This window comes from Lysinibacillus irui, assembly GCF_028877475.1.
Classification (GTDB): Bacteria; Bacillota; Bacilli; order Bacillales_A; family Planococcaceae; genus Lysinibacillus; species Lysinibacillus irui.
In genome coordinates, this window is the sequence record NZ_CP113527.1 from 2,891,386 (window position 1) to 2,913,224 (window position 21,839).

25 protein-coding genes are annotated in these 21,839 nt (G+C 36.9%); 14 read left to right on the top strand and 11 right to left on the bottom strand.

Translation table 11 applies throughout. The features are described 5' to 3' along the window. Positions 1–59: 59 nt before the first annotated feature. The gene (locus OU989_RS14625; RefSeq protein ID WP_274793749.1) at positions 60–1,691 is read right to left on the bottom strand and encodes a Na/Pi cotransporter family protein; all 1,632 of its coding nucleotides are present in this window, start codon (positions 1,689–1,691) and stop codon (positions 60–62) included. A gap of 191 nt (positions 1,692–1,882) precedes the next feature. On the opposite strand from OU989_RS14625, the gene OU989_RS14630 reads away from it, so the two are divergent. The 4 genes from OU989_RS14630 to OU989_RS14645 all read left to right on the top strand — a co-directional run bounded on the left by OU989_RS14630 (position 1,883) and on the right by OU989_RS14645 (position 4,595). Continuing rightward, positions 1,883–2,401, top strand: a complete 519-nt coding sequence (locus OU989_RS14630; RefSeq protein WP_274793750.1) for a DUF1189 family protein — start codon at positions 1,883–1,885, stop codon at positions 2,399–2,401. A 52-nt stretch (positions 2,402–2,453) separates the two neighbouring features. Further along, the gene (locus OU989_RS14635; RefSeq protein WP_274793751.1) at positions 2,454–2,798 is read left to right on the top strand and encodes a hypothetical protein; all 345 of its coding nucleotides are present in this window, start codon (positions 2,454–2,456) and stop codon (positions 2,796–2,798) included. Positions 2,799–2,894: 96 nt separating this feature from the next. Beyond that, positions 2,895–4,010 carry a flavodoxin-dependent (E)-4-hydroxy-3-methylbut-2-enyl-diphosphate synthase gene (ispG, locus tag OU989_RS14640; RefSeq protein ID WP_274793752.1) on the top strand — a complete coding sequence of 372 codons (1,116 nt, stop codon included), beginning with the start codon at positions 2,895–2,897 and terminating at the stop codon, positions 4,008–4,010. Between the two features lie 12 nt (positions 4,011–4,022). Then, the gene (locus OU989_RS14645; protein WP_274793753.1) at positions 4,023–4,595 is read left to right on the top strand and encodes a 5' nucleotidase, NT5C type; all 573 of its coding nucleotides are present in this window, start codon (positions 4,023–4,025) and stop codon (positions 4,593–4,595) included. Between the two features lie 124 nt (positions 4,596–4,719). Here the strand turns inward: OU989_RS14645 and OU989_RS14650 are convergent, their stop codons facing one another. Further along, positions 4,720–4,848 carry a hypothetical protein gene (locus OU989_RS14650; RefSeq protein ID WP_274793754.1) on the bottom strand — a complete coding sequence of 43 codons (129 nt, stop codon included), beginning with the start codon at positions 4,846–4,848 and terminating at the stop codon, positions 4,720–4,722. 199 nt (positions 4,849–5,047) lie between these two features. On the opposite strand from OU989_RS14650, the gene OU989_RS14655 reads away from it, so the two are divergent. The 6 genes from OU989_RS14655 to OU989_RS14680 all read left to right on the top strand — a co-directional run bounded on the left by OU989_RS14655 (position 5,048) and on the right by OU989_RS14680 (position 9,574). Then, positions 5,048–5,533, top strand: a complete 486-nt coding sequence (locus OU989_RS14655; RefSeq protein WP_274797352.1) for a hypothetical protein — start codon at positions 5,048–5,050, stop codon at positions 5,531–5,533. Positions 5,534–5,751: 218 nt separating this feature from the next. Next, entirely contained in the window at positions 5,752–6,093 is a 342-nt protein-coding gene (locus OU989_RS14660; RefSeq protein WP_396631790.1) for a MerR family transcriptional regulator, read from the top strand. Positions 6,094–6,125: 32 nt separating this feature from the next. After that, a complete protein-coding gene (locus OU989_RS14665; protein WP_274793755.1) occupies positions 6,126–7,460 on the top strand; it encodes a hemolysin family protein in 1,335 nt (444 codons plus the stop codon). A gap of 103 nt (positions 7,461–7,563) precedes the next feature. Next, complete coding sequence (locus tag OU989_RS14670) at positions 7,564–7,968, top strand: hypothetical protein (protein WP_274793756.1); 405 nt, start codon at positions 7,564–7,566, stop codon at positions 7,966–7,968. A 141-nt stretch (positions 7,969–8,109) separates the two neighbouring features. After that, a complete protein-coding gene (locus OU989_RS14675) occupies positions 8,110–8,559 on the top strand; it encodes a helix-turn-helix domain-containing protein (protein WP_274793757.1) in 450 nt (149 codons plus the stop codon). 280 nt (positions 8,560–8,839) lie between these two features. After that, positions 8,840–9,574 carry a metallophosphoesterase gene (locus tag OU989_RS14680; protein WP_274793758.1) on the top strand — a complete coding sequence of 245 codons (735 nt, stop codon included), beginning with the start codon at positions 8,840–8,842 and terminating at the stop codon, positions 9,572–9,574. Between the two features lie 54 nt (positions 9,575–9,628). Here the strand turns inward: OU989_RS14680 and cyoE are convergent, their stop codons facing one another. The 5 genes from cyoE to OU989_RS14705 all read right to left on the bottom strand — a co-directional run bounded on the left by cyoE (position 9,629) and on the right by OU989_RS14705 (position 13,549). After that, positions 9,629–10,570 (bottom strand): heme o synthase, encoded by a 942-nt coding sequence (gene cyoE, locus OU989_RS14685; protein ID WP_274793759.1) that lies wholly within the window; start codon positions 10,568–10,570, stop codon positions 9,629–9,631. 314 nt (positions 10,571–10,884) lie between these two features. After that, positions 10,885–11,538 carry an alpha/beta hydrolase gene (locus OU989_RS14690; protein ID WP_274793760.1) on the bottom strand — a complete coding sequence of 218 codons (654 nt, stop codon included), beginning with the start codon at positions 11,536–11,538 and terminating at the stop codon, positions 10,885–10,887. 38 nt (positions 11,539–11,576) lie between these two features. Further along, a complete protein-coding gene (locus OU989_RS14695) occupies positions 11,577–12,134 on the bottom strand; it encodes a hypothetical protein (protein WP_274793761.1) in 558 nt (185 codons plus the stop codon). A gap of 136 nt (positions 12,135–12,270) precedes the next feature. After that, entirely contained in the window at positions 12,271–12,972 is a 702-nt protein-coding gene (locus OU989_RS14700) for a tetratricopeptide repeat protein (protein WP_274793762.1), read from the bottom strand. A gap of 97 nt (positions 12,973–13,069) precedes the next feature. Beyond that, positions 13,070–13,549: a thioredoxin family protein gene (locus OU989_RS14705; protein WP_274793763.1), complete on the bottom strand. Its 480-nt coding sequence runs from the start codon at positions 13,547–13,549 to the stop codon at positions 13,070–13,072. A gap of 194 nt (positions 13,550–13,743) precedes the next feature. On the opposite strand from OU989_RS14705, the gene OU989_RS14710 reads away from it, so the two are divergent. Further along, complete coding sequence (locus OU989_RS14710; RefSeq protein WP_274793764.1) at positions 13,744–16,038, top strand: YhgE/Pip domain-containing protein; 2,295 nt, start codon at positions 13,744–13,746, stop codon at positions 16,036–16,038. Positions 16,039–16,118: 80 nt separating this feature from the next. After that, positions 16,119–16,625, top strand: a complete 507-nt coding sequence (locus OU989_RS14715) for a PCYCGC motif-containing (lipo)protein (protein WP_274793765.1) — start codon at positions 16,119–16,121, stop codon at positions 16,623–16,625. A 437-nt stretch (positions 16,626–17,062) separates the two neighbouring features. Here OU989_RS14715 and OU989_RS14720 read toward each other — a convergent pair whose 3' ends face one another. After that, positions 17,063–17,599 carry a hydrolase gene (locus tag OU989_RS14720; RefSeq protein WP_274793766.1) on the bottom strand — a complete coding sequence of 179 codons (537 nt, stop codon included), beginning with the start codon at positions 17,597–17,599 and terminating at the stop codon, positions 17,063–17,065. Positions 17,600–17,971: 372 nt separating this feature from the next. Between OU989_RS14720 and serC the strand changes: the two genes are divergently transcribed. After that, entirely contained in the window at positions 17,972–19,060 is a 1,089-nt protein-coding gene (gene serC, locus OU989_RS14725) for a 3-phosphoserine/phosphohydroxythreonine transaminase (RefSeq protein ID WP_274793767.1), read from the top strand. 269 nt (positions 19,061–19,329) lie between these two features. Next, positions 19,330–19,689 carry a hypothetical protein gene (locus OU989_RS14730; RefSeq protein WP_274793768.1) on the top strand — a complete coding sequence of 120 codons (360 nt, stop codon included), beginning with the start codon at positions 19,330–19,332 and terminating at the stop codon, positions 19,687–19,689. A 59-nt stretch (positions 19,690–19,748) separates the two neighbouring features. Here OU989_RS14730 and OU989_RS14735 read toward each other — a convergent pair whose 3' ends face one another. From OU989_RS14735 to OU989_RS14745, 3 genes are read right to left on the bottom strand one after another with little or no spacing between them, the layout of a single operon-like run. Beyond that, positions 19,749–20,183, bottom strand: a complete 435-nt coding sequence (locus OU989_RS14735; protein WP_274793769.1) for a Fur family transcriptional regulator — start codon at positions 20,181–20,183, stop codon at positions 19,749–19,751. Next, complete coding sequence (locus OU989_RS14740) at positions 20,183–21,043, bottom strand: metal ABC transporter permease (RefSeq protein WP_274793770.1); 861 nt, start codon at positions 21,041–21,043, stop codon at positions 20,183–20,185. The genes OU989_RS14735 and OU989_RS14740 overlap by 1 nt, the downstream gene beginning before the upstream one ends. Positions 21,044–21,057: 14 nt before the next feature. Then, a complete protein-coding gene (locus OU989_RS14745) occupies positions 21,058–21,804 on the bottom strand; it encodes a metal ABC transporter ATP-binding protein (RefSeq protein WP_274793771.1) in 747 nt (248 codons plus the stop codon). Positions 21,805–21,839: the final 35 nt, after the last annotated feature.

Consider the following 21,839-nt stretch of genomic DNA (forward strand, 5'->3'; position numbering starts at 1 on the left):
TCTCCTTTTATCGTGCGTTGCCTTTCATACGGATTAACAAAGCGAAAAGTTTCATGTCGCTAATGACGAATACCTAAAATAGAATCTGCAATGTTTACCGCATGGTCCCCAATGCGTTCCAAATTGCTGACAATATCCATATAGACAATCCCTGCAGCCCCACTACATTCATTAGTGTTCAATCGTGCAATATGTTTTTGACGGAGTTTATCCTCCATGTCATCAATCAAGCTTTCTAACTCTGTCACTTCTTGGGCTAAACTTAAGCTCGCCGTATCCAGTGCTTCTATGCTTTTCCTTACAGCCTCTATTGCTAAACTAAACATACCAATCAAATCTTGTCTTGCTGATTTACTTAAGCTCACTTCATGGTGATCCTTGTATTGTAAAAGTTCTATTATATTTTCAAAATGATCGCCAATCCGTTCAAAGTCTCGCACATTTGTTAATAGGGTATGGTGTCTTACTGAGTCTGCACGAGAAAGAGGCTGCTTAGACACCATGACTAAATAATCCGTAATCTCGTTATCTAAATGATTAAGTCCAACCTCTAATTGTAAAACCGTAGGAATATGTTCAGATTCACCGGTTTTCATATATAAAAATGTTTCTTCTAATCCACGTAAAGCATGCTCACCCATTCGTAAAACTTCTTCTTTCGCTTGGCCAAGTGCAATGGCTGGAGAGGAATCAATAAATGTTGGATCTAAATGCTTTGTTGTTACATTAATATTGCCATCATGTCCTGGTAGTAACTTTGTAACCAATGCCGCTAGTCCAGCTATAAATGGTAATTGAATCATCATATTAAAGACATTGAAAGAGCCGTGTGCTACAGCAATTTGCATGCGAGGCTCTAAATGAAATACCCCGCTCACCCACTGTACGTATTGCATAAATGGTGTGAAAAATATCATAAAAATAATCGTGCCAATGACATTAAAAAGTACATGTGCTGCAGCTGCACGTTTTGCATAGATAGAGGCACCAAGAGAAGCTAAAACCGCTGTAATGGTCGTGCCAATATTTTCACCAAATAATATCGGTAAAGCACCATCTAAGCCAATTAAATGTTCTGCATATAAACCTTGCAGCACACCAACTGTTGCAGTAGAGCTTTGCACTAGTAATGTAAAAATGGACCCTAAAAATACACCTAATATTGGTTGATTACTTAAATGAAGCGTTAAGGATGCGAAATCTGCTAGTTGATGTAATGACTGCATACTAGCACTCATCAATTCTAGTCCTAAAAATAAACCACCAAAGCCAAATAGTATTTGACCAATATGTTGATACGTTGCTTTTTTTAAGAAAAATAGACAACCCGCACCGATAGCTAGCAAAGGATAAAAATAGATACCAATATTAATCCCAATAATAAAAGCTGTAATGGTAGTACCAATATTTGCCCCCATAATTACGCCGATTGCTTGACGTAATGTTAAAAAACCAGCACTCACTAACCCCACAGTGATTACTGTTGTTGCCGAACTTGATTGAATGCAAATTGTTACAATTATGCCCACTAAGACGCCCATAATCGGGTTAGTGGTAAAGCGATTTAACCATTCACGTAAACGTTCATCCGCTGATTTCTGAAGCCCCTCTCCCATAAATTTAATGGAAAATAAAAATACCCCTAACCCACCTAAAAACTGAAAGAGTATGCTTTGCCAATCGATTGTCAATTATTTTCGCTCCAATTCTTACATCTCTACTCTATTTCTAATCATTAAATGATTACAAACAAAAAGTAAAGAAATCCTTTAACTTCTTTACATAATGTTAACATTTTATCATCTAAACTGACTTCATTTATACTTCTTTCATACCTTGTCCTCTACGAACATGTTAAACTATCACTTGGAGGAGATATAGCATGAAACACTCACAGCTTTTTATCGATAGTCTTATTCATCCTAAAAAACTAGCAGCCTATCGTTTATTACCTATTGGAAAGGTTATTCAATATACTTTTCTACTCATTACCATCGTATCCGTATTCTCTTTAGGTCGCTTTGCGGCTGGTATGTCAGTCGATACGTTTGATATGGATAATTTCAATGGTTTAACCGAATACATAGATGGCATTAAATGGCTCTTATATCCATTCACATTTCTGATGCTTTTTGTCTTTACAACGATGCTCATCTTTGCACAAATTGCTCTTTATGCTTTAGCTGGTTTATTTATCCTTAAAGTGATGAAACGCCGTGGAGAATATCGTCACATCTGGAGAACAACTACTTTTGCTATTACTTGGGCAACTTTACTATCGATGCTAGCAGACTATTTACCAATTAACAGTACCATTATCTCTGTACTCTCTTTATTATTAACTGTTACTCTATTAATTGTGGCCTTTACAAAATATCCGAAACAACCAAATATAAAATAATGTGCATGAATCCCCCCTCTTCTAAATATAGTGTAGAAAAGGAGGGGATTTTTTGCGCGCATTCATCTTAACAGCTATCATCATTGTCATCGCCTTTGTTGTCAAAGTAGATTTAACAGAAGGGTCCATACCGCTGGCTGCTTTAACCACGAAAAACTCAGAAAATGGACTTTGTGAGAAACAGCGTGAGCCCAATTATATTACAGTACAAACGATTGAAGGAGATACCATTCATAGCCTATTTGCCCTACACCCTGCAAAAGTTCCCATGACCTTTCCAGAACGCTTACAACTTTTTTATAACTTAAACCCACACTTACAATTACAAGCACTAATTCCTGGTGAAAATATCAAGCTTCCTCTCTCGTTTGAATTTGAAAACAAATGCCTAAAATGAAAAGTTAGCGTTTCTTCCTTGTCCTTATTTTCTTACACTGCTAAAATAAATGACAGTGACGGCTGAAAATAGTGGCCCGAAAAGGAGAGAAAGTTAATGAGTGAAATTTGTCACCGTTCAAATACACGTCCTGTACGTGTCGGTAACTTAACAATTGGTGGTAGTAATGAATTATTCATTCAAAGTATGTGTACAACCAAAACACATGATGTAGAAGCAACAGTTGCGGAAATTCTTCGTCTTGAGGAAGCAGGCTGTCAGATTGTTCGTGTTGCTGTACCAGATGAACGTGCAGCAGATGCGATTGCTGAAATTAAAAAACGTATCCATATTCCATTAGTAGCTGATATTCATTTTGACTATAGATTAGCATTAAAAGCCATTGAAAATGGTATTGATAAAGTACGTATTAACCCAGGCAATATTGGTCGTAAAGAAAAAGTAGAAGCGGTTGTCAATGCTGCCAAAGCAAAAGGTATACCAATCCGTATTGGTGTAAATGCTGGTTCATTAGAGCGTCATATTTTAGAAAAATACGGCTATCCTACAGCAGATGGTATGGTTGAGTCGGCTCTTCACCATATTAAAATTTTGGAAGACTTGGACTTCCACGATATTATCGTATCGATGAAGGCATCTGACGTAAATCTTGCTATTGAAGCCTATGAAAAAGCCTCTAAGGCCTTTAATTACCCGCTACATTTAGGTATTACTGAATCAGGTACGCTATTTGCTGGTACCGTAAAATCAGCAGCAGGACTTGGAGCCATTCTATCAAAAGGAATTGGGAACACATTGCGTATTTCACTATCTGCTGACCCAGTAGAAGAAGTAAAAGTAGCACGAGAACTATTAAAATCATTTGGTCTAGCTTCAAACATGGCTACCCTAATCTCTTGTCCAACATGTGGACGCATTGAGATTGATTTAATTTCCATTGCCAATGAAGTAGAAGAATATATTTCGAAATTAAATGTACCTTTAAAAGTAGCTGTATTAGGCTGTGCAGTAAACGGCCCTGGTGAAGCACGTGAAGCAGATATCGGTATTGCCGGTGCACGTGGCGAAGGCTTACTATTCATGAAAGGGAAAACGGTCCGTAAAGTCCCTGAAGAAACAATGGTGGAAGAGCTGAAAAAAGAAATTGATAAATTGGCGGCAGAAATGGAAGAAAAGCGCGCCGCAGAAGAAGCTCAAAAAGCGAATGCCTAAGGAGGTACTAGCATGAAAAAGCCCCGCTTTGGTATTGATATTGATGGGACTGTAACATGTCCAAGTACACTCATTCCACATATTAATAAACAATATAACGTAAATATTACGCTTGATGACGTTTGCGAATACGATTTTTTATCTGCCTTTCCACACCCTGTTGACCGAGGTGCCTTTAACACATGGTTTAAGGAAAATGAGCCGTACATGTATGAAGTCTCTGAAGTAGCAAAAGATGCAAAAAATATTCTAACTGCTTGGAAAAACAATTTCGAGCTGTATTATATTTCTGCACGAGGTGAAAATGTAGCAGATATCACTGTTAATTGGTTTAAAACGCAAGCTATCCCTTACGATCATATCGAACTTCTCGGTAGCCATGATAAATTGGCTGCTGCAAAAAAACATCATGTAGAAGCTTTTTTTGAGGATAAGCACGATAATGCGGTGATGCTTGCTGAAGAGCTAAAAATTCCTGTCGTATTATTTGATACACCGTATAACCGTCTGGCTGTCCCTGACAACGTTGTAAGGGTTTATAACTGGCATGAAGCAAATCAATTTATCACAAATTATTTCAAATAAGAACAGAGTCGTGTTCCAACATGGACACGACTCTTTTCATTCTACCGTTATATGTCATAATTTTGAATAAACATGCATTTTTCAAAAAAATTGAGCCCATGATGGCAAGTTCAATTCCTTTTCACTAAACCTCCAGAATTCCTCGTAACCAACGCTCCACAAAGTTTTCAAAGGTAATACCATAAGTATCATAAACAGCATGATAAACAAAATACGTCCCTAATCGATCAAGCATCTCATCATTAATTTTCATCACAAACCGCTCCCTTTCTCCTCAATATTTTACTAAATTTTCAGACTTTTATACTTCCAAAATGCCGAACAATCAAGTGGAGGTCGCATCGTTGCAAAACCGTCACAATCTGCCGCCTTCATGCCCTTTCTTCGTATTTTTCTTTTCGATAAGATAGTAATAACAACTTACTAGACTGGAGGGACTACTTGTGAAATGGATGACAAAAGTTGCTTGTATGTCATGCATCTGTGCACTACTGTCTGGCTGCGGTGATCGAATATCAGAAATAAAGGATGCTGCTTCGGGCATCAATTCAGCGGCCAACTCCGCAGCTAGTGCAGTTAGTCGAGATGTACATGCTATACGCGCTATAGACATTAACTATCAAGACACATCATTTACAGTTAATGACCTATTTAAAACTATTTTACGTGACATACGCTGGGATTATGACCCCGAAAAAAATGAGCTACATGTGAGAGGTACTTGGCAGCCCCCACTATTTTCTGACCAGTCATGGAATAAAGAGATGAAAGAAATGCTTGCTGAAGCTGGTGTTGTGACCGTTTCATGTAAAATAATCGATGACAAAATTGATAGCTCTCAAACAAAAGTAACTCTTACATATAACGGGGAAATTCTCTTAGAACAAAATGGTGAAGATGCACTCCATCACCTATATGATACCTATTTACTTCCATAAACATAGTAACGTTTCTGGCATTCAACTGTGTCAGAAACGTTATTTTTTCCATCGAAGAAATCTTACAATTTTGAAATATCGATACCAATCATTTGAATTAATAAAAACCATCACGTTATAATTAAAGCATCACGTGATGGTTTGGAGGTGTTTGCATTGGGACAGATAAATTAAAAATTGGCGAGCTTGCAGAAAAAACTGGCATAACGAAACGAACAATTGATTACTATACAAATATTGGTTTGTTGGATGCAGAGCGTTCTGCAACGAATTATCGCTACTATGACTCTACTATGATTGAACGGCTTCATTTTATTGAACGACGCAAACAACAGGGGCTTACACTTGTGGAAATCCAACATGAAATGAACATCACACCATATGAAGAAATTGACGTACAAATGCTTCGTTTAAAAATGCAAGACTTAGAGCATGATGTCACTTCTCTGCTAGAACAACTAGATAAGCAAGATCATAAAAAAATTGAACATATAAAGAAAAACGTTTCCCCTGAAAGTATTGCCTTAATGCAATCTTTACTATTACTCATTCATAATTAGGAGGTGACGTTCTGTTTCTACAGAACGACTATTTGGAGACCATAATAAACTTATCGATTTTTACCATTTTATTAGCATTAACAGGCTTTTTCGTGGCAACAGAATTTGCCATTGTAAAGGTACGTTCCTCAAGATTGGATCAGCTAATTGCAGAGGGCAATAAAAAAGCGATTGCTGCAAAACATGTTGTTAGTCATTTAGATGAATACTTATCTGCCTGCCAATTAGGTATTACAGTAACAGCCCTTGGTATCGGGATGGTTGGAGAAAAAACGTTTGAATTTATGCTTCATCCTCTATTTGAAGTGGTCGGCATTTCAGATAAGTATATGACGATCTTTACGATTGGTACGGCCTTTGCCATTGCCACATTTTTACATGTAGTAGTTGGTGAGTTAGCTCCAAAAACTGCAGCCATTCAAAAGGCAGAAACGATTACCCTTCTATTTGCAAAGCCCATTATGTTTTTCTATAAAATAATGTATCCGTTCATTTGGTTCTTAAATGGCTCTGCACGCGTTTTGGTTGGTTTATTTGGCATGAAGCCTGCTAGTGAACATGAGCTTTCACATACAGAGGAAGAATTGCGTTTATTGCTATCTGAAAGCTTTAAAAGTGGTGAAATTAATAAATCCGAGCTGAAATATGTGAATAATGTCTTTGAATTTGATGAACGTATTGCTCGTGAAATCATGGTTCCCAGAACAGAAATTGTCGGGATTGAACAAAATGAATCCTTTACAACGATCATTCATACTATTGCCGCTGAAAAATATACGCGCTACCCTATTTTTGATGGTGACCGCGATAATATTTTAGGCTTTATCAATGCAAAGGAACTTTTTACACACGGCTTACTCGAACAACTTACAGACGAGACATTAGTACTGGAAGATTTCATTAACCCAGTTATTCGAGTCATTGAAACAATTCCTATTCAGGAACTACTCGTACGCATGCAAAAAGAGCGCATCCATATGGCCATTTTAATGGATGAATATGGAGGTACATCTGGACTAGTGACTGTTGAAGACATCTTAGAAGAAATTGTTGGTGAAATCCGAGATGAATTTGATGATGATGAAATTGCAGATATTCGAAAAATTACAGATCATCACTATATATTAAATGCAAAAATGCTTATAGAGGATGTTGAAAATCTATTAAACATTACGCTAGATGCAGAGGAAGTAGAAACTTTAGGTGGTTGGTTCTTAACTGTCAATAATGGCATAAAAGCATCAAAAAACATTGAGCTCGACTCCTTTGTTTTTAGCATCTATGAGCAGCAAGGACATCAAATTCACTATATCGAGGTTCGACCTCTCAGAAAAACAGCCTCCGTCATAACAGAAGTACAAATGTAATGGTATAGCAAGGCTCCCAAAAAATTATTCCTTATTCCATTAATAGCCATCGCACTATATAATGAGTATAGCAATAGGATTCTAGTTTCAGGAGGCAATATTCATGACATTATTTAAGCTATATCATTCAGACGGTATTCATATTATTTCTGATGTAAAAAAACACAAAACAAATATTGAACTAAAAACAATTACAGGCGAAGTCCTATATATTATCGTAGTGACAGATGAAAACTACACAGTGTACGACGATCGTTTTGCGGGTGCTTCTAAGCAATTAAACTCAGTAGAAGCTTTCGATATTGATGGCAGTTTTCGCAGTCTAGATTTCGATAATATGCGTTCTTTATTTAAAGAAGCCTTTACAAAGCTTTTACAGGAGATTGCTGAATGTGTTCAAAATAAAGAGGAGCTAGTCGATATTGATACGCTTCGCCATAAAGTGAGCGCACAAATTAAAGGCATCCACTTCCGTGTCATCTCCGATACGAAAAAATATGAGATTTAACATTCAACAGACTGTTCTATAATGAACAGTCTGTTTCCTTTTACCTCGTTTCTCTTCCCAACCCACTATTGAAACAGAAACACGTCATCTTACTTTCATGTATAATGGAACATAACAATCTGAAAATAAGGGGTGTTTAGGATGAATCGTGAACAATTAATCACACTCATTTCAGAAAAACTGAAATTAATCCGCACAGAAAAAACTTTTACACAGGATCAAATGAGTGATTTACTAGGACTTTCCAAGAAAACACTAGTCCAAATTGAAAAAGGTCGTATTCTAGCAGGATGGACAACCACTGTTGCCGTTTGCACGCTATGTCGTGACAGCACCATTTTACAGCATGAGCTTGGTGGCGATCCTTTAGAGGTTGTAGATTTAATTGCGAATAATGGCACATTACAGCCAAAAGAAAAAACAATGGGTGGATACATATGGTGGAAAAATATAAGTGAGCATGATGGTTTTCGTTTACAGCAAAATGTCATTAGCCAGCATTTCCGCATTTTAGACAACAATAACTTTCGTCTTATTTCAACCTTTGATGAACAAATAGCTACGAAGGCATGGGAAAAATTGAAGCTTTAATCTTATAGCAAGCTACTTTTCTTTGCTCGAACAGTAGAAGCTTTACTAGTTGCTTCTACTGTTATGCGTGGTCTTCTCCCCTCTCTTCCCCTCATCCCACTAGACAAATGAATAAAGAAATAAAATCACCTATCATATGATAAAGTAAAAAATAGTAGTAAGAGAATTGTTTCTTTGAAAGTTCTATGAAATAAGTCCAAGAGAAGCTGGAACAGTCGAAATTTGTAGAATAATTCTCTATACTGAATAGTAGTGGTACTATTAGAAAGGATGCTCGTAAATGAATCGAATACTAGCAATTAGTGATATACATGGAGAACTAGGGCTGTTAGAAGAATTGCTTTTAAAAGCAAACTACGATCCACAAAGCGACCAGCTTTTTTTACTTGGTGATTACATCGACAGAGGTCCCTCTTCTAGTGGTGTATTAAATTTAGTTGGTGAACTACAAGCATTGGGTGCAAGGGTGTTGCTAGGAAACCACGAGGCCATCATGCTGAATGCCTGCCGTTCTGGCCTTGCTAAGCCATGGAACCATTGGGTGGGGCTATGTGGTGGAGAGGCCACACTGGCAAGCTATGGCTACCAATTAGAAGACTTTGAGGAAGCGATCCAAAGCAATACTTTGCCTAGCTTTATTAAAACATTGCCAAAACTTGAAGAACATTTACAATTAATCGAAACCTTTGACATCTATATTGAATTAGAGGATGCTATTTTTGTCCATGGTGGTGTTGTACCCGAAGTCGCTATAGCTGACACCGATCCTATGAGATTGCTTTGGATTCGTGAGGAATTCCATGCAGGCTATCATGGGGATAAAACGGTTATCTTTGGCCATACCCCTACTTATAATCTACATCAAAATCCAACCGATTATCGGGTGTATTTTGGGGAAAATAATATCATTGGCATTGATGGTGGCGCTGTTTTTGGCGGACAATTGCATGCATTTGAGTGGCCAAGTCGCCGAATTTTTTCAGTGGATAATAAAAAACCAACAAGTGAAGAGTAACTTGTTGGTTTTTTTGTTTTTGTAAGCTCAACATGCAGAGGCGTAATAGGGTTATTAATATAGTTTAAAGATAACCCCTACTAGGGAGTACACAATGACTGTTGAGAATAGTATTGTCATATGGAATAGTGAAAAGACAAACATTTTTGTAGCCCATTTCACTTGATCTGTATTACTGTGATAACCATAAATACTCATCGCGAGCCAAGCAATACTTAATATTAAAGCCACAAGCATAATGCCTACACTTAACGAGCCAAATAAAAAGCTTGATAAAATCAATAAGATTAAATAAAAATTAGTTTGATAATACGTACGGCGCATTCCTTTTACAACAGGTAGCATTGGCACACTAGCTGCTTCATAGTCTATACGTTTGCGAATCGCAATGGCATAAAAGTGAGGCATTTGCCAAATCACCATCACAAAAAATAAGCCTAGTATTGCAGGGTGCGTAACGTCTGAAGAGACAGCAGACCATCCAATTAATGGTGGTACTGCACCACTAATACTGCCAATTTCCGTATTATATATCGTACGACGTTTTGTCCACATTGTGTATGGGACAACATATAGGAATACACCTAATAACCCAAATGCAGCAGCTAATGGTGAAGCAAGTGCTAACACAGCTACTCCAATAATTAACATGACGACAGCTAATGATAAAGTCGATTTCGCTGACATTTCCCCTGTTACAGTTGGTCGATTTTGTGTACGGGGCATAATTGCATCAATATCACGGTCATAGACATTATTAAATGCCCCTGCTGCTCCAATTACAAGGGCGGAACCGATTGTTGAAAAAATGATTTCAGGTATATTGTCTATAAACGCCATTTTATTTTTGTACATGCCTAGCGTTAAACCAGCCCACATAGGAATTAAATTGGATTTAATAATCCCTGTTTTGACTGTTTGCGCTAAAATAGTAGAGCGTGATGAATTCCCACGTGAGGATTGCGGTTTATGCTCCGTTTTCAGATTTTGTTCCATTCATTTTAATTCCTTTTCTCCATAATTTCTAAACGCTTCCCTCGATACGAAGCGACAAAATTTGCATCTAGCACATCAAATTATTATTTTACCCCTTTTAGATGGGTTCTGTCTCTATGTTCACATAAAGTACATGTTTTCATCTAATAAAGCACGCTCATTCACAACATCTTCTATGATACCACCGACTGACATGAATTTGAACCTTCTTGACTCGATTCTTCCAATCACTATTGGAGAAAAATAATTTAATACAATGTTTCATGTTGAAGCAACTAAAAAAACCGAGACAATATTTTGCCTCGGATTTCTACTTATTGAATTTCTTCCTGTAGTTGCTGTGCTAAAAACGTCACAAGGTCACGCATATTTTCTGGCGTTACACCATGTCCATCTGGATATTGTTTAAATGTCACCGTAGCACCAAATTGTTCAAAGATCTCTTTGCTTTCCATGCCCCATTGAGAAGGTATTACATAATCATAATCTCCGTGTGAAATAAAAGCATGCAAATGGTCTACAGAGCGGATGGCATATTCCTCAGTAACAAATTTTGGTGTATAGCCACTTAATGCGATGATCCCAGTCACTAAATTCCCCATAACAAAGGCAAGTGATTGAGCTAATACTGCACCTTGGCTAAAGCCTAATACAAATACTTTATGAGGATCAATTTGATATTCATCAATGGCCTCTAATATAAATCGTTGTAATGCCACTAACACTTTATCGAAGATAGCACGATCTGGTTGCCCTACCTCTTGAATGGTGAAAAATGCATAGCCAGGATGTTGGGTAATTGGCCCTCGTAAACTAAAAATATGACATTGCTCTTTGAATTCCTGCACTAACTGTGGTAAATCATCCTCATGACTGCCCATACCATGCAGTAAAAAAATAGCTGGGTATTTTTTAGTAGGGTCCATATTTGTTGGTTGTGTATGTTTAAAAGTAAATGGTGTATTCATTCAATCAATTTCCTTTCACGTAAACCTTTGTAACAAAGTTAGCATAATTTCGTTTTATTAATCAATCCATCTGTATGGTAAGCAATATAACCATTAACAATACGGATAGTCTCTTGTGGATCTGCGTCAAAGAGAATTGTTGATTGCTCTGGCGTTGATACAAGAACAGTTAATAAATCCATGCGCATGGAATGACCAGCAGAGCTATACGCATAGTCATAAATAATCGCTTCTTCCGTCATGCCTTCCGTCTCATACTGCTTGTGGAATAAGTCCTTTGCTGCATCTAGTTGCTCTGCCACTTGTTGACGAATTCTCATCTGATGCATTAATAATTCCTCTTCCAAAGCTGCAGGCTCTAGCCACTTTTTCGCTTTAAGCATTTTTAAAAATTCTTGCTCCCACGCCTGTTCATTTTCAGTAAAATAAAGCATATTAACCATTAGCATATCCCAAAAGTCCGTTGACGTTTTAGCTGATTGTCGCTGCATGGCAATTGTTTCTTTAAAATGCTCTTCTACTTTTGTGATATTCATATTGCGAACTAAATGATTACAAACGTTTTCAATAAACTTATTTGCCACTTCTTGTGCCATAAAAATCCGTCCTTTATATCTACAAATCATTTTCTTTCTTATCATACCATGATTGTGAAATATGGCAACGAACCCAGCTCACTTGATTTCTAAGTAAAAAGGATGTCTCCGTAGCTATTGGAAACATCCGATTATCTTATGAGAAAACATAGCTATCCATATTGTTGATTGTATTTTGAATGGCATCTTTCAATGATTTTTGCTCTTCGCCACAAGAAGCCAGCGCATCCTCCAAAGTGAGTGCCGCATTCGCCATAAATGGAGCCATTTGCAGATCCTTGGCTAATTGAATAAGTACAAGAGCTCTATTCCATTTCCAACGAGGATTTGTGGGATCTAGCTGAATCGCTTGCTCCAAATAACCAAGCGCATCGAAAGGTATCCAGCCAAAGCGGTGCATCGTCTGCCCTGTGATCCCCCAATAGACAGCTTTATCTGGATTTTCCTTCACTGCTTGTTGGAAGCAGTGAACACTCTCATTGTAATGATGTGCAAATAAGAACAGCTCCCCTTGTGTAAAAAAGGATTGTGCTTTATCTGATGGTGTTCCTGTTTTCGCCACTTCCTCCAATTGCTGAATACGCTTTGCAAATGCCGCTTCATCTTTTATTGCACGTATTTCAGCTACTAGATCAGATTCTGGATAGCTTTCGTCAGCTCGTTCTATATGCTGAACTTCTAAATGAGCAGTTGGCTTTGGATAGTGATCCAATTCATACTGTTCTAATAAATTGATATATTTTTGTGCCAGTGCTTTTTCCTCTTCATTTGTTACCTTCTTCGCTAATTCATAGCATTTCATTAGCTCGCCATTATAAAAATATTCATCCATTGACATTGACATTTCCTCCAGTGTACAACTTTTCAGTATTTTTAGTATACACTACAAAAACAAAAAGAGATTGTATCAAAATTTGACACAATCTCGCTTTTCTCTATTTTTTTAACACTACAGTATTTAAGAATGTTCTTAAATCTTCTTCTTTAAGAGCTCCTACAAAGCGATTTACTTCTTTACCATCTTCGAAACGAATAAATGTTGGCGTTGCTTCAATATTATATTTCTCCCATAAATCTTCATATTCATAGACATTCAATTGTGCAATATCAACACCTAATTCATCAGCAATTGGCATTAACTCTGGTGTAAATGCTTGACAGTGTACACAAATTGGACTGAAGAAGTAAGCATTGACCGGTTCACCCGCTTTAATTTTAGCTTCTAGTTCATCTGGTAACATAATGTTTTGATAGTTTTCATCATCTAATTGATCAATTGTTTCTTGTTTTAGCTTTTTATCGCCATAGGGGTTGTTTGCACTTTCTAACTTACTTTTGTTTGAGACATTGGTAAGCACAATAATTGCTGCAAATAAGACAACAATAACGGAACCAATAATTAATAATTTTTTCACTAAAGTAGTGACCTCCTTTTTCACACTAAAAGCCTAGTTTTAGTGTATTCGCGATTGATTATAAAGTTTTTCAAAAACCTAGTAAACTAATTTGCCTTTAAATGAAGATATTTCACATTTATAACATAATTTTAAGTGAATTTGGGAACATACATAATGAGAGTTCATGCAAAATTTGAATGTGGGGTGATTAAATGAAAAACTCGTTTCAGCATGTGTTTCAAATTTATTCAAAGGATATTCGCAACATTGTTACAAACTGGGTTGTAGCTGTCATTATAGGAGGGCTCATCTTCCTTCCATCTCTTTATGCCTGGCTTAATATTTATGCCTCCATGGACCCATACGCCCACACATCTAATATGAAGATTGCTATTGTAAATGAAGATACTGGAACAAATGTCCGAGGGGATACAATCAATGTCGGAAAGGAAGTTATAGAAAATTTACGGACAAATAAAAGTTTTACTTGGGAGTTAGAAACGGAGAAAAAAGCGATTGATCATTTAAAAAATGGCGATTACTTTGCCGCCATAGTCATTCCCAAAGATTTTTCCGAAAAGCTAACGTCGATTCTTACAGATCAACCAACGAAAGCCCATATCGACTATTATGTAAACGAAAAAAAGAATCCTATTGCCCCTAAAATAACAAGTAAAGGAGCAAGTGTTCTTACTCAGCAGGTTTCGAATGAATTTGTATCGACTGTTAATGGCACTCTTTTTTCTATTTTTAATACAATTGGCGTTGAAATGGAACGTGATATTCCTGATTTCCGCAAATTTGAAAACTATGTCTTTACCATAGAACAGCATTTACCTGATATCAACTCATTTTTAACACAAGCATCTAAGCAAGGAAAAGATGCCAATCAATTATTGAATCAAGCTCTTACACAAATACCCCAAGTGGAACAATTGACAACGGACGGTTTAACGACCATTCAGAAGGGTTTACATTTAGTAAATGAAGCGGATGCTCTATTTAATGAGCTATCTCCAGTTATTAAAAAGGATGTCGCAACTGTCCAACAGATTGCACAACATTTTTCAGATATCATTACTAAATTAAATAATATTAACGTCGATCCAACTTCTATTGCAGAAAAGAAAGAGGCAATTAAAAATCAATTGACAAAGTCCAAAGATAACATAAGCAATAGCATTCAAACGCTGGAAGCATTGCAAAAATTAATTCAAGCAGATGCTACCACTCGTAAGCAATTGGTTGATTCCTTAACTGCTGTCATCACTTCTTTACAGGAAAGTAATGCCGAAGACAACCAACAACTCATTGAACAGCTTACAACGATTCGAGAAGCCTTACAGCGTAATCCAAGCTTTAATGATTCAACTACAGGCGCACTTAACGCATTACAACAATTGCACACTTTACATGATGATGTTCTAAATAAAATAGAACAAATAAAGCCTATTGATAAAGAAGTCATCAAACAAGATGTCGCTGCCATACAACAAATCGCACAAAACGCAACGGCCAATTTGCAAAAATTTCTATCGTACTATAACGATAGTTTAGAACCGCAACTTCGATCGACGTTATCTAGTGCTCAACAGACATTAACGAATGCTTCGACGATGCTGACCAATGTAAAACAATTCATTCCTCAGGCAAAAGATAAATTAACACAGGCCAAAAATACACTAGGAACAGCCAATAATGCCATTCAAAAAATACAAACGGAATTTCCAACTTTAAGTTCAAAAATTAAAGAATTAGCAAATAAACTACGTACACTTGAAGAGGAAGCAGACATTGCTGAGATTGTGCAATTATTAAAAAATGATGTCAATGCTGAACGTGACTTTTTTGAGGAACCCATTAAACTAAAGGAACATCGCGTATTCCCAATTGCAAACTATGGCACGGCCATGACACCGTTTTACACTGTACTATCTATTTGGGTTGGATGTTTATTATTAATTTCCTTATTATCTGTGAATCTTCATGGAGATACGTCTTACAGTATTCGAGAAATTTACTTTGGCCGACTATTAACATTTGCAACATTTTCTTTTATTCAAACACTTATTATTACCATCGGAGATATTTTCTTACTTGATGGGTCTATTCAAGCACCCGCCTATTTTGTATTATTTGGTCTTTTCATCAGTCTCGTATTTATAACCGTAGTCTACACACTCGTATCTGTCTTTGGGAATGTAGGTAAAGCATTAGCTATTGTGATGCTCGTTCTGCAAATTGCTGGCTCTGGTGGAACTTATCCGATCGAATTACTACCAAGGTTTTTCCAACTAATCAATCCTTTTTTACCTTTTACCTATGCCATTGAAATGATGCGTGAGGCAGTTGGAGGGATTATTTGGACATCTGTCTGGACAGATCTCATCTTCTTAATTGGTTTCTGGTTTATTTTTATCCTGTTTGGCTTTTTCTTAAAAAAGTTATTGAGCGAGAAAATGGAACATTTCATGAACAAAACACGTGGATTAGATATATTTCATTGATTTGCAACAAGGCTGCCTGTAAATGTTTAAGAGAACAATGTTATAATGGAAGTATTGTAAACATGTAGGAGGCGCTATATTTGAAGAAAACACTTTCTATTTTTGTTATATTGGCTTTACTGTTATTAAGTGCATGTGGGGAAGATAAAAAAGAGGCTGAAGCCAACCAAAAAACTCAGGAAGCTTCACATGAAGGTCACTCACATGCTACAGGTGATATTCAGGAGGAAACCGCTTCTGCAGACATCCTTCCATCCTTTTTAGAAGATAAACAAGAAAAGATTCGCTTAGTTTATCAAATCGCTGGTCAATCAACTGAGATCCTAGAATGGATGCCATGTTATTGCGGCTGTGGCGAATCAGCTGGCCACAAAAATAATTTAAATTGCTTTATTCAGGAAAAACGCGAGGATGGTTCCATCGTCTGGGATGATCATGGAACAAGGTGTTTAGTTTGCTTGGAGATTGCTGTCCAGTCAGCACAACTGCATAAAGAAGGAAAGAGCCTAAAAGAAATTCGTCAGTACATTGATGATACTTATAAAGAGGGCTATGCTAAACCAACACCAACTGAGATGCCTGCATAAAAAAGGATCACTTTTGTGTATTGTAGTGGAAGGTTTCTTGTCCATGAAATAATAGATATGAGTAAAATAAATATGAAATTGAAAGGCAGAAACGCTGAACAACGTTTCTGCCCTTTACTTTTTATTATATGAAAGTATATTTTGGAAAAGCCTCTATATTGTTTCAAGTGGTTTTTCTTCCCTATTCGAAGGATGATATATAAAAAACACTTTCGATAGAAATGTGCAACAATATTATGGTTTTATTCACATCCAATTGCTGGGATTGAATTGAAATATGGACAATTTGGTCATAGCAGTGGTTCTTAGTGAAGTTCATCGTAATATGAAAGTGAATAAAATGGGTAAAATATTATCTTAATTGCAAAATATATAGGGCCGATCGTTGTTATTACAATGATTGTATGATAAAGCCAATAGTTTATTTTTGATGAACTCTACTTTACAAGCTGTAAAATGGTTTTAAATTGTGGATGGTCAGCACGTTGTAAAAGCTCATATAAAATCATTTCAGTACTAGTTGAATGTATTCCGAGTGCATTCAGCTTGCTCAGTCCGATTTCTTTATTTGCCTTAGTACGAGAAGAAACGGCATCTACTACAACCTCTACTTCAAACCCCTGTTCCTTTAATTGTCTTGCTGTTTGGTACACACAAATATGTGTTTCAATGCCTGTTACAATAAATTGTGTACGTCCCGTTTCTTTCAATTCCTTTACAAATGACTCTTCTTGCCATGCGCTAAAGGCCATTTTAGCAATAGGTTGTCCTTGTAAATGCTGGGCTATATCTAGTGCTGTTCCTCCTAAACGACTAGGGTTTTGTTCTAGCCATAATGTAGGTACTTCAAGGGCTTGCATGGCTTGTACTAACTTTGCTACATTTTCAATCATCACTTCACTATCATCTACAATTGTCGCTAACTTTCCTTGTACGTCCACAACTACTAAACAAGCTTTCTCTACTGTAAACATTATGAACACCTCGTTTTCTATTCTCTAAATTATTATACAAAAAACTTGCATTACCTGTCGTAAAGAAAGGTAATTCTTTTATCAAACATCAAATTTCAGGGCATCTAGATCGAAGCATTTACCCAACTAGAAACACGAACATTAAAAACGAATATTTCAACAAAAATATTTTAAACACGAAAAATATCATTTCATTTCAAAAAATAACTTCGTTTCGTTCGTGTTTACTCCGAAAAACATGCTCAATTGTGTACATTTTGTTGCGAGCCTGTCGCTATTCTGCTCAAATATTAAGAATTTTATTTTTTCTCTTGAAAATTACGGTATAATCCAGTAAAGTTCTGTTATTAACCAAACAAGGAGTGTACCACTTTGACACAACGTGCATACAATTTCAACGCAGGTCCATCTGCACTTCCACAAGAAGTATTAGAAAGAGCTCAACAGCAATTAGTAAACTTCCGTGATTCAGGTATGTCCATAATGGAAATGAGTCACCGCAGTGCTATTTTTGACGACGTACATAACGAAGCTATTGCTTTATTAAAAAAACTATATGCCATTCCAGAAAACTATGAGGTACTATTCCTACAAGGTGGAGCAAGCCTTCAATTTACAATGGTTCCTATGAACTTTTTGACAGCTGATCAAAAAGCTAGCTATGTACTATCTGGTTCATGGTCTGAGAAAGCCTTCAAGGAAGCTAAATTGTTTGGTACACCTGTTGAAGCGGCCAGTACAAAAGACAATCAATACCGTAATATTCCTGCCTTAGAAGACATTCAATTCAATGATGATGATGCTTATGTTCACATTACATCCAACAATACAATTTACGGTACACAGTGGAGAAATTATCCGGATACAGGAAATGTGCCATTAGTTGCTGACATGTCTAGTGATATTTTGTCAAAGCCAGTGGATATTGAAAAGTTCGGAATCATCTATGCAGGAGCTCAAAAAAACCTTGGGCCTTCAGGTGTAACGGTTGTCATCATTCGCAAAGATTTACTAGAAAAAGCGAATAAAAATATTCCAACTATGCTGAAATACACAACACATGCCGATAGTAATTCGCTTTATAACACACCACCGACATTTGGAATCTACATGCTAGGAGAAGTATTGAAATGGGTAGAATCTAAAGGTGGCGTAGCTGAAATTGAAAAACACAATGAATTAAAGGCAAAAGTAATTTATGATGCCATTGATCATAGTAATGGCTTTTATAAAGGCCATGCTACAACTGATAGCCGTTCATTAATGAACATTACATTCCGTGTGGCAGATGAGGAGCTTGAAAAACAATTCCTTGCTGAAGCAAAAGCTGCCGGCTTTGTTGGACTAAATGGGCATCGATCTGTAGGTGGCTGTCGTGCTTCTACTTACAATGCGGTACCTCTTGAGGCTTGTGAAGCTTTACGAGACTTTATGGTAGATTTCCAACAAAAACATCAATAATCATAGGGTAGACGACGAAGATTTACGTTTCTGTAATGACTCGTCGTTTTTTTGTGGGTGTAACAGCAAATCTATCCCGATATGAATATCTTGCTTTAGCATTTATAGCATTTTTTTTACTTAGGGCTTTCCTCACTACGCAAGATTTTGAGAAAAATATAGATTATTGAGTAGCCTATCGGACATATTGCCAACCTCTCTTTCCTCACCAAACATAGATTATTACTGTAAGGGTACCCTTACGAAACTAGAAGAAGGGAGGTATTACAATGGAAGATAGACGATATATGACTCATATGAACTGGCAAGGCTGTAAATGTCAGAAAAAAGAGGAAAAATGTCATTGTCGCAAAGAAAAAGAAGAAAAATGTTCTTGCGAAAAAGAAGAAAAATGTACACCAAAAATGAGCAGTAATTGTAGAGGTTGTATTTGCCAACAATTAAGAAAATTAGAGCTTGCAACTACACTAGATATCTTCTTATCTGGCGGTATTAGCTTCTTAGGTGTGACTTTCATTTCCTTTGATCCACGAAATTGCTGTGCATACTTCTTTGAGCCAGGTGCAGCTGCTTCTCCTTTAATTGTAGATTGTAATAAAATTGTTGCGATTCGTAGAACAGCAGCTTAATAAGTTGAGAGGGTAGCCCTATACAGGAACTACCCTCTTTTTACACAGAAAAAACTCTGTCAGTATTCATTTGACAGAGTTTCATGCTTACAATCCGGGCATTTGCCATAGATTTCAAACTTATGATTTTCAATCTCATAGTCAGGCAATTTTTCTCCCAGCATTTCCATCGGACAAAGATTAAGCTCTTTAACATTCCCACAATCCATGCAGATGAAATGATGGTGATGATGAGCAGATTCACAGTGCATTCGAAAATTTCGTTCACCAGAAAGCTCCGTTTCTTCTAATATTCCAAGCTTCACAAAAGTAGCAAGGTTGCGATAGATCGTATCAAAGCTCATCCCTGGAAAATCCTTTTTTAAAACATCCAATAAATCTCGGGCTGTTAGATATTTATCTGTTGCAGCAAACATATCTAATATTAATTCCCGTTTATCTGTTTTTTTATAGCCATTTTCTTTTAATATTTCCCACGCTCTTGAAATATTCATTACGCTACCTCCCCCTGCTTTGCAGCCATTTTAAATGCCACTTTCTTTCCTAGGATGACAAGTAACAAGATTAAAATCGAAGTGACAACAATCGTACCTCCAGGCGCTAAATCCATATAAAATGCACTGATTAAACCAATTAATACAGCAGTTTCTCCAAAAATAATTGCATAGATGATGGTTTGCTTAAAGCCTTTTGCTAAGCGCATCGCAGCCGCGACAGGTAACGTCATCAGCGAGGATACTAATAAGATACCTACTATACGCATACTCGCCGCAATAACAAGCGCCGTCACAATCATAAATAAAAGATGAACCCATCTTGCAGGCAGTCCACTTGCCTTCGCATATTCCTCATCAAACGATAAAACAAACAGTTCCTTAAAAAATAAAAACAAAAAGAGAATGACAACAGCAGCAATTCCAATAACGACCCATAAATCTTGACGAGACACAGCAGATACCGAGCCAAATAAATAGCTCATTAAATCTGTGCTAAAGCCACTGGCAAGGGAGATAAAGATCGCACTAATCCCAATGCCTCCTGACATAATGATAGGAATGGCAAGCTCCTCATAATGCTTATACAAGCGTCTTAGTCGCTCAATTAAAATAGAGCCACTAACAGATGCTAGTATTCCTAGATAGATAGGATTGAGCAAGGCTAATGCTGTTACCGATTGACTGATATATAAGCTCCCGGCTATTCCAGCAAGTGTGACATGTGATAAAGCATCCGCAATCAAGGATAACCTACGTACAACAATAAACACACCTAAAAGTGGCGCTAGAATGCCTATTAATAACCCAGAGAAAAAGGCATTTTGTAAAAATTCATAATGTAAAATTGCTTCAATCATAGTGCCTTCCCCTTCTAATGAATCTTTCTTACAGAATGACCATACCAAGCGTCTAGTGCATCCTGTGAAATAGTATCAAATTCATTTTTATAGCCGTGAAAATGAATTGTTTGATTTAAGCATGCCACATGGCTAATGCGATTCGATACCGTATCGACATCGTGTGTGACAAGAATCATCGTAATTCCTTGTTCCCGATTTAATTTCGCCAGCATATCATAAAATGACTGCACATTCTCATGATCAATACCGACAGTTGGCTCATCTAAAATGAGCAATTTGGGATCACTAACTAAAGCTCTCGCAATAAAAACTCGTTGTTGTTGTCCACCTGATAGTTCACCAATATTCCGATGCATAAAAGCATCCATACCAACAGCCTTTAATGCTTCTTGGACCTTCCCTTTGGCATCTCGTCCTGGTCTTTTAAAAAGCCCTAATTTTTTCGTTAATCCACTTTTCACGACCTCTTGAACGGTTGCTGGGAATCCAGAATTAAAGGCATTTGATTTTTGCGAGACATACCCAATCCATTCGCGATGTTTAAAGGTTGCGCTTGGTTCGCCAAATAATTTGATCTCCCCTGATAGAGGCTTTAATAAACCTAAAATGATTTTTAATAATGTTGATTTGCCCGAACCATTCGGACCTAGAAGTGCTAAAAAATCACCCTCTTCTACACGAAAAGAAATGTTTTTTAAAACTTGCGTATAGTCATATTGAAATGACACATTTTCGATGTCAATAAGTGTTGTCTTCATGCATGATCGCTTCTTTCTAATTCAAAATCATTACG

What these genes read in the sequence shown, in the direction of transcription:
- OU989_RS14630 (WP_274793750.1), top strand. Translation starts at nt 1,883, where the DNA reads ATGAAACACTCACAGCTTTTTATCGATAGTCTTATTCATCCTAAAAAA.
- ispG (WP_274793752.1), top strand. Translation starts at nt 2,895, where the DNA reads ATGAGTGAAATTTGTCACCGTTCAAATACACGTCCTGTACGTGTCGGT.
- OU989_RS14645 (WP_274793753.1), top strand. Translation starts at nt 4,023, where the DNA reads ATGAAAAAGCCCCGCTTTGGTATTGATATTGATGGGACTGTAACATGT.
- OU989_RS14650 (WP_274793754.1), bottom strand. Translation starts at nt 4,848, where the DNA reads ATGAAAATTAATGATGAGATGCTTGATCGATTAGGGACGTATTTTGTT.
- OU989_RS14655 (WP_274797352.1), top strand. Translation starts at nt 5,048, where the DNA reads ATGACAAAAGTTGCTTGTATGTCATGCATCTGTGCACTACTGTCTGGC.
- OU989_RS14670 (WP_274793756.1), top strand. Translation starts at nt 7,564, where the DNA reads ATGACATTATTTAAGCTATATCATTCAGACGGTATTCATATTATTTCT.
- OU989_RS14675 (WP_274793757.1), top strand. Translation starts at nt 8,110, where the DNA reads ATGAATCGTGAACAATTAATCACACTCATTTCAGAAAAACTGAAATTA.
- OU989_RS14680 (WP_274793758.1), top strand. Translation starts at nt 8,840, where the DNA reads ATGAATCGAATACTAGCAATTAGTGATATACATGGAGAACTAGGGCTG.
- cyoE (WP_274793759.1), bottom strand. Translation starts at nt 10,570, where the DNA reads ATGGAACAAAATCTGAAAACGGAGCATAAACCGCAATCCTCACGTGGG.
- OU989_RS14690 (WP_274793760.1), bottom strand. Translation starts at nt 11,538, where the DNA reads ATGAATACACCATTTACTTTTAAACATACACAACCAACAAATATGGAC.
- OU989_RS14695 (WP_274793761.1), bottom strand. Translation starts at nt 12,134, where the DNA reads ATGGCACAAGAAGTGGCAAATAAGTTTATTGAAAACGTTTGTAATCAT.
- OU989_RS14700 (WP_274793762.1), bottom strand. Translation starts at nt 12,972, where the DNA reads ATGTCAATGGATGAATATTTTTATAATGGCGAGCTAATGAAATGCTAT.
- OU989_RS14710 (WP_274793764.1), top strand. Translation starts at nt 13,744, where the DNA reads ATGAAAAACTCGTTTCAGCATGTGTTTCAAATTTATTCAAAGGATATT.
- OU989_RS14720 (WP_274793766.1), bottom strand. Translation starts at nt 17,599, where the DNA reads ATGTTTACAGTAGAGAAAGCTTGTTTAGTAGTTGTGGACGTACAAGGA.
- OU989_RS14730 (WP_274793768.1), top strand. Translation starts at nt 19,330, where the DNA reads ATGGAAGATAGACGATATATGACTCATATGAACTGGCAAGGCTGTAAA.
- OU989_RS14735 (WP_274793769.1), bottom strand. Translation starts at nt 20,183, where the DNA reads ATGAATATTTCAAGAGCGTGGGAAATATTAAAAGAAAATGGCTATAAA.
- OU989_RS14740 (WP_274793770.1), bottom strand. Translation starts at nt 21,043, where the DNA reads ATGATTGAAGCAATTTTACATTATGAATTTTTACAAAATGCCTTTTTC.
- OU989_RS14745 (WP_274793771.1), bottom strand. Translation starts at nt 21,804, where the DNA reads ATGAAGACAACACTTATTGACATCGAAAATGTGTCATTTCAATATGAC.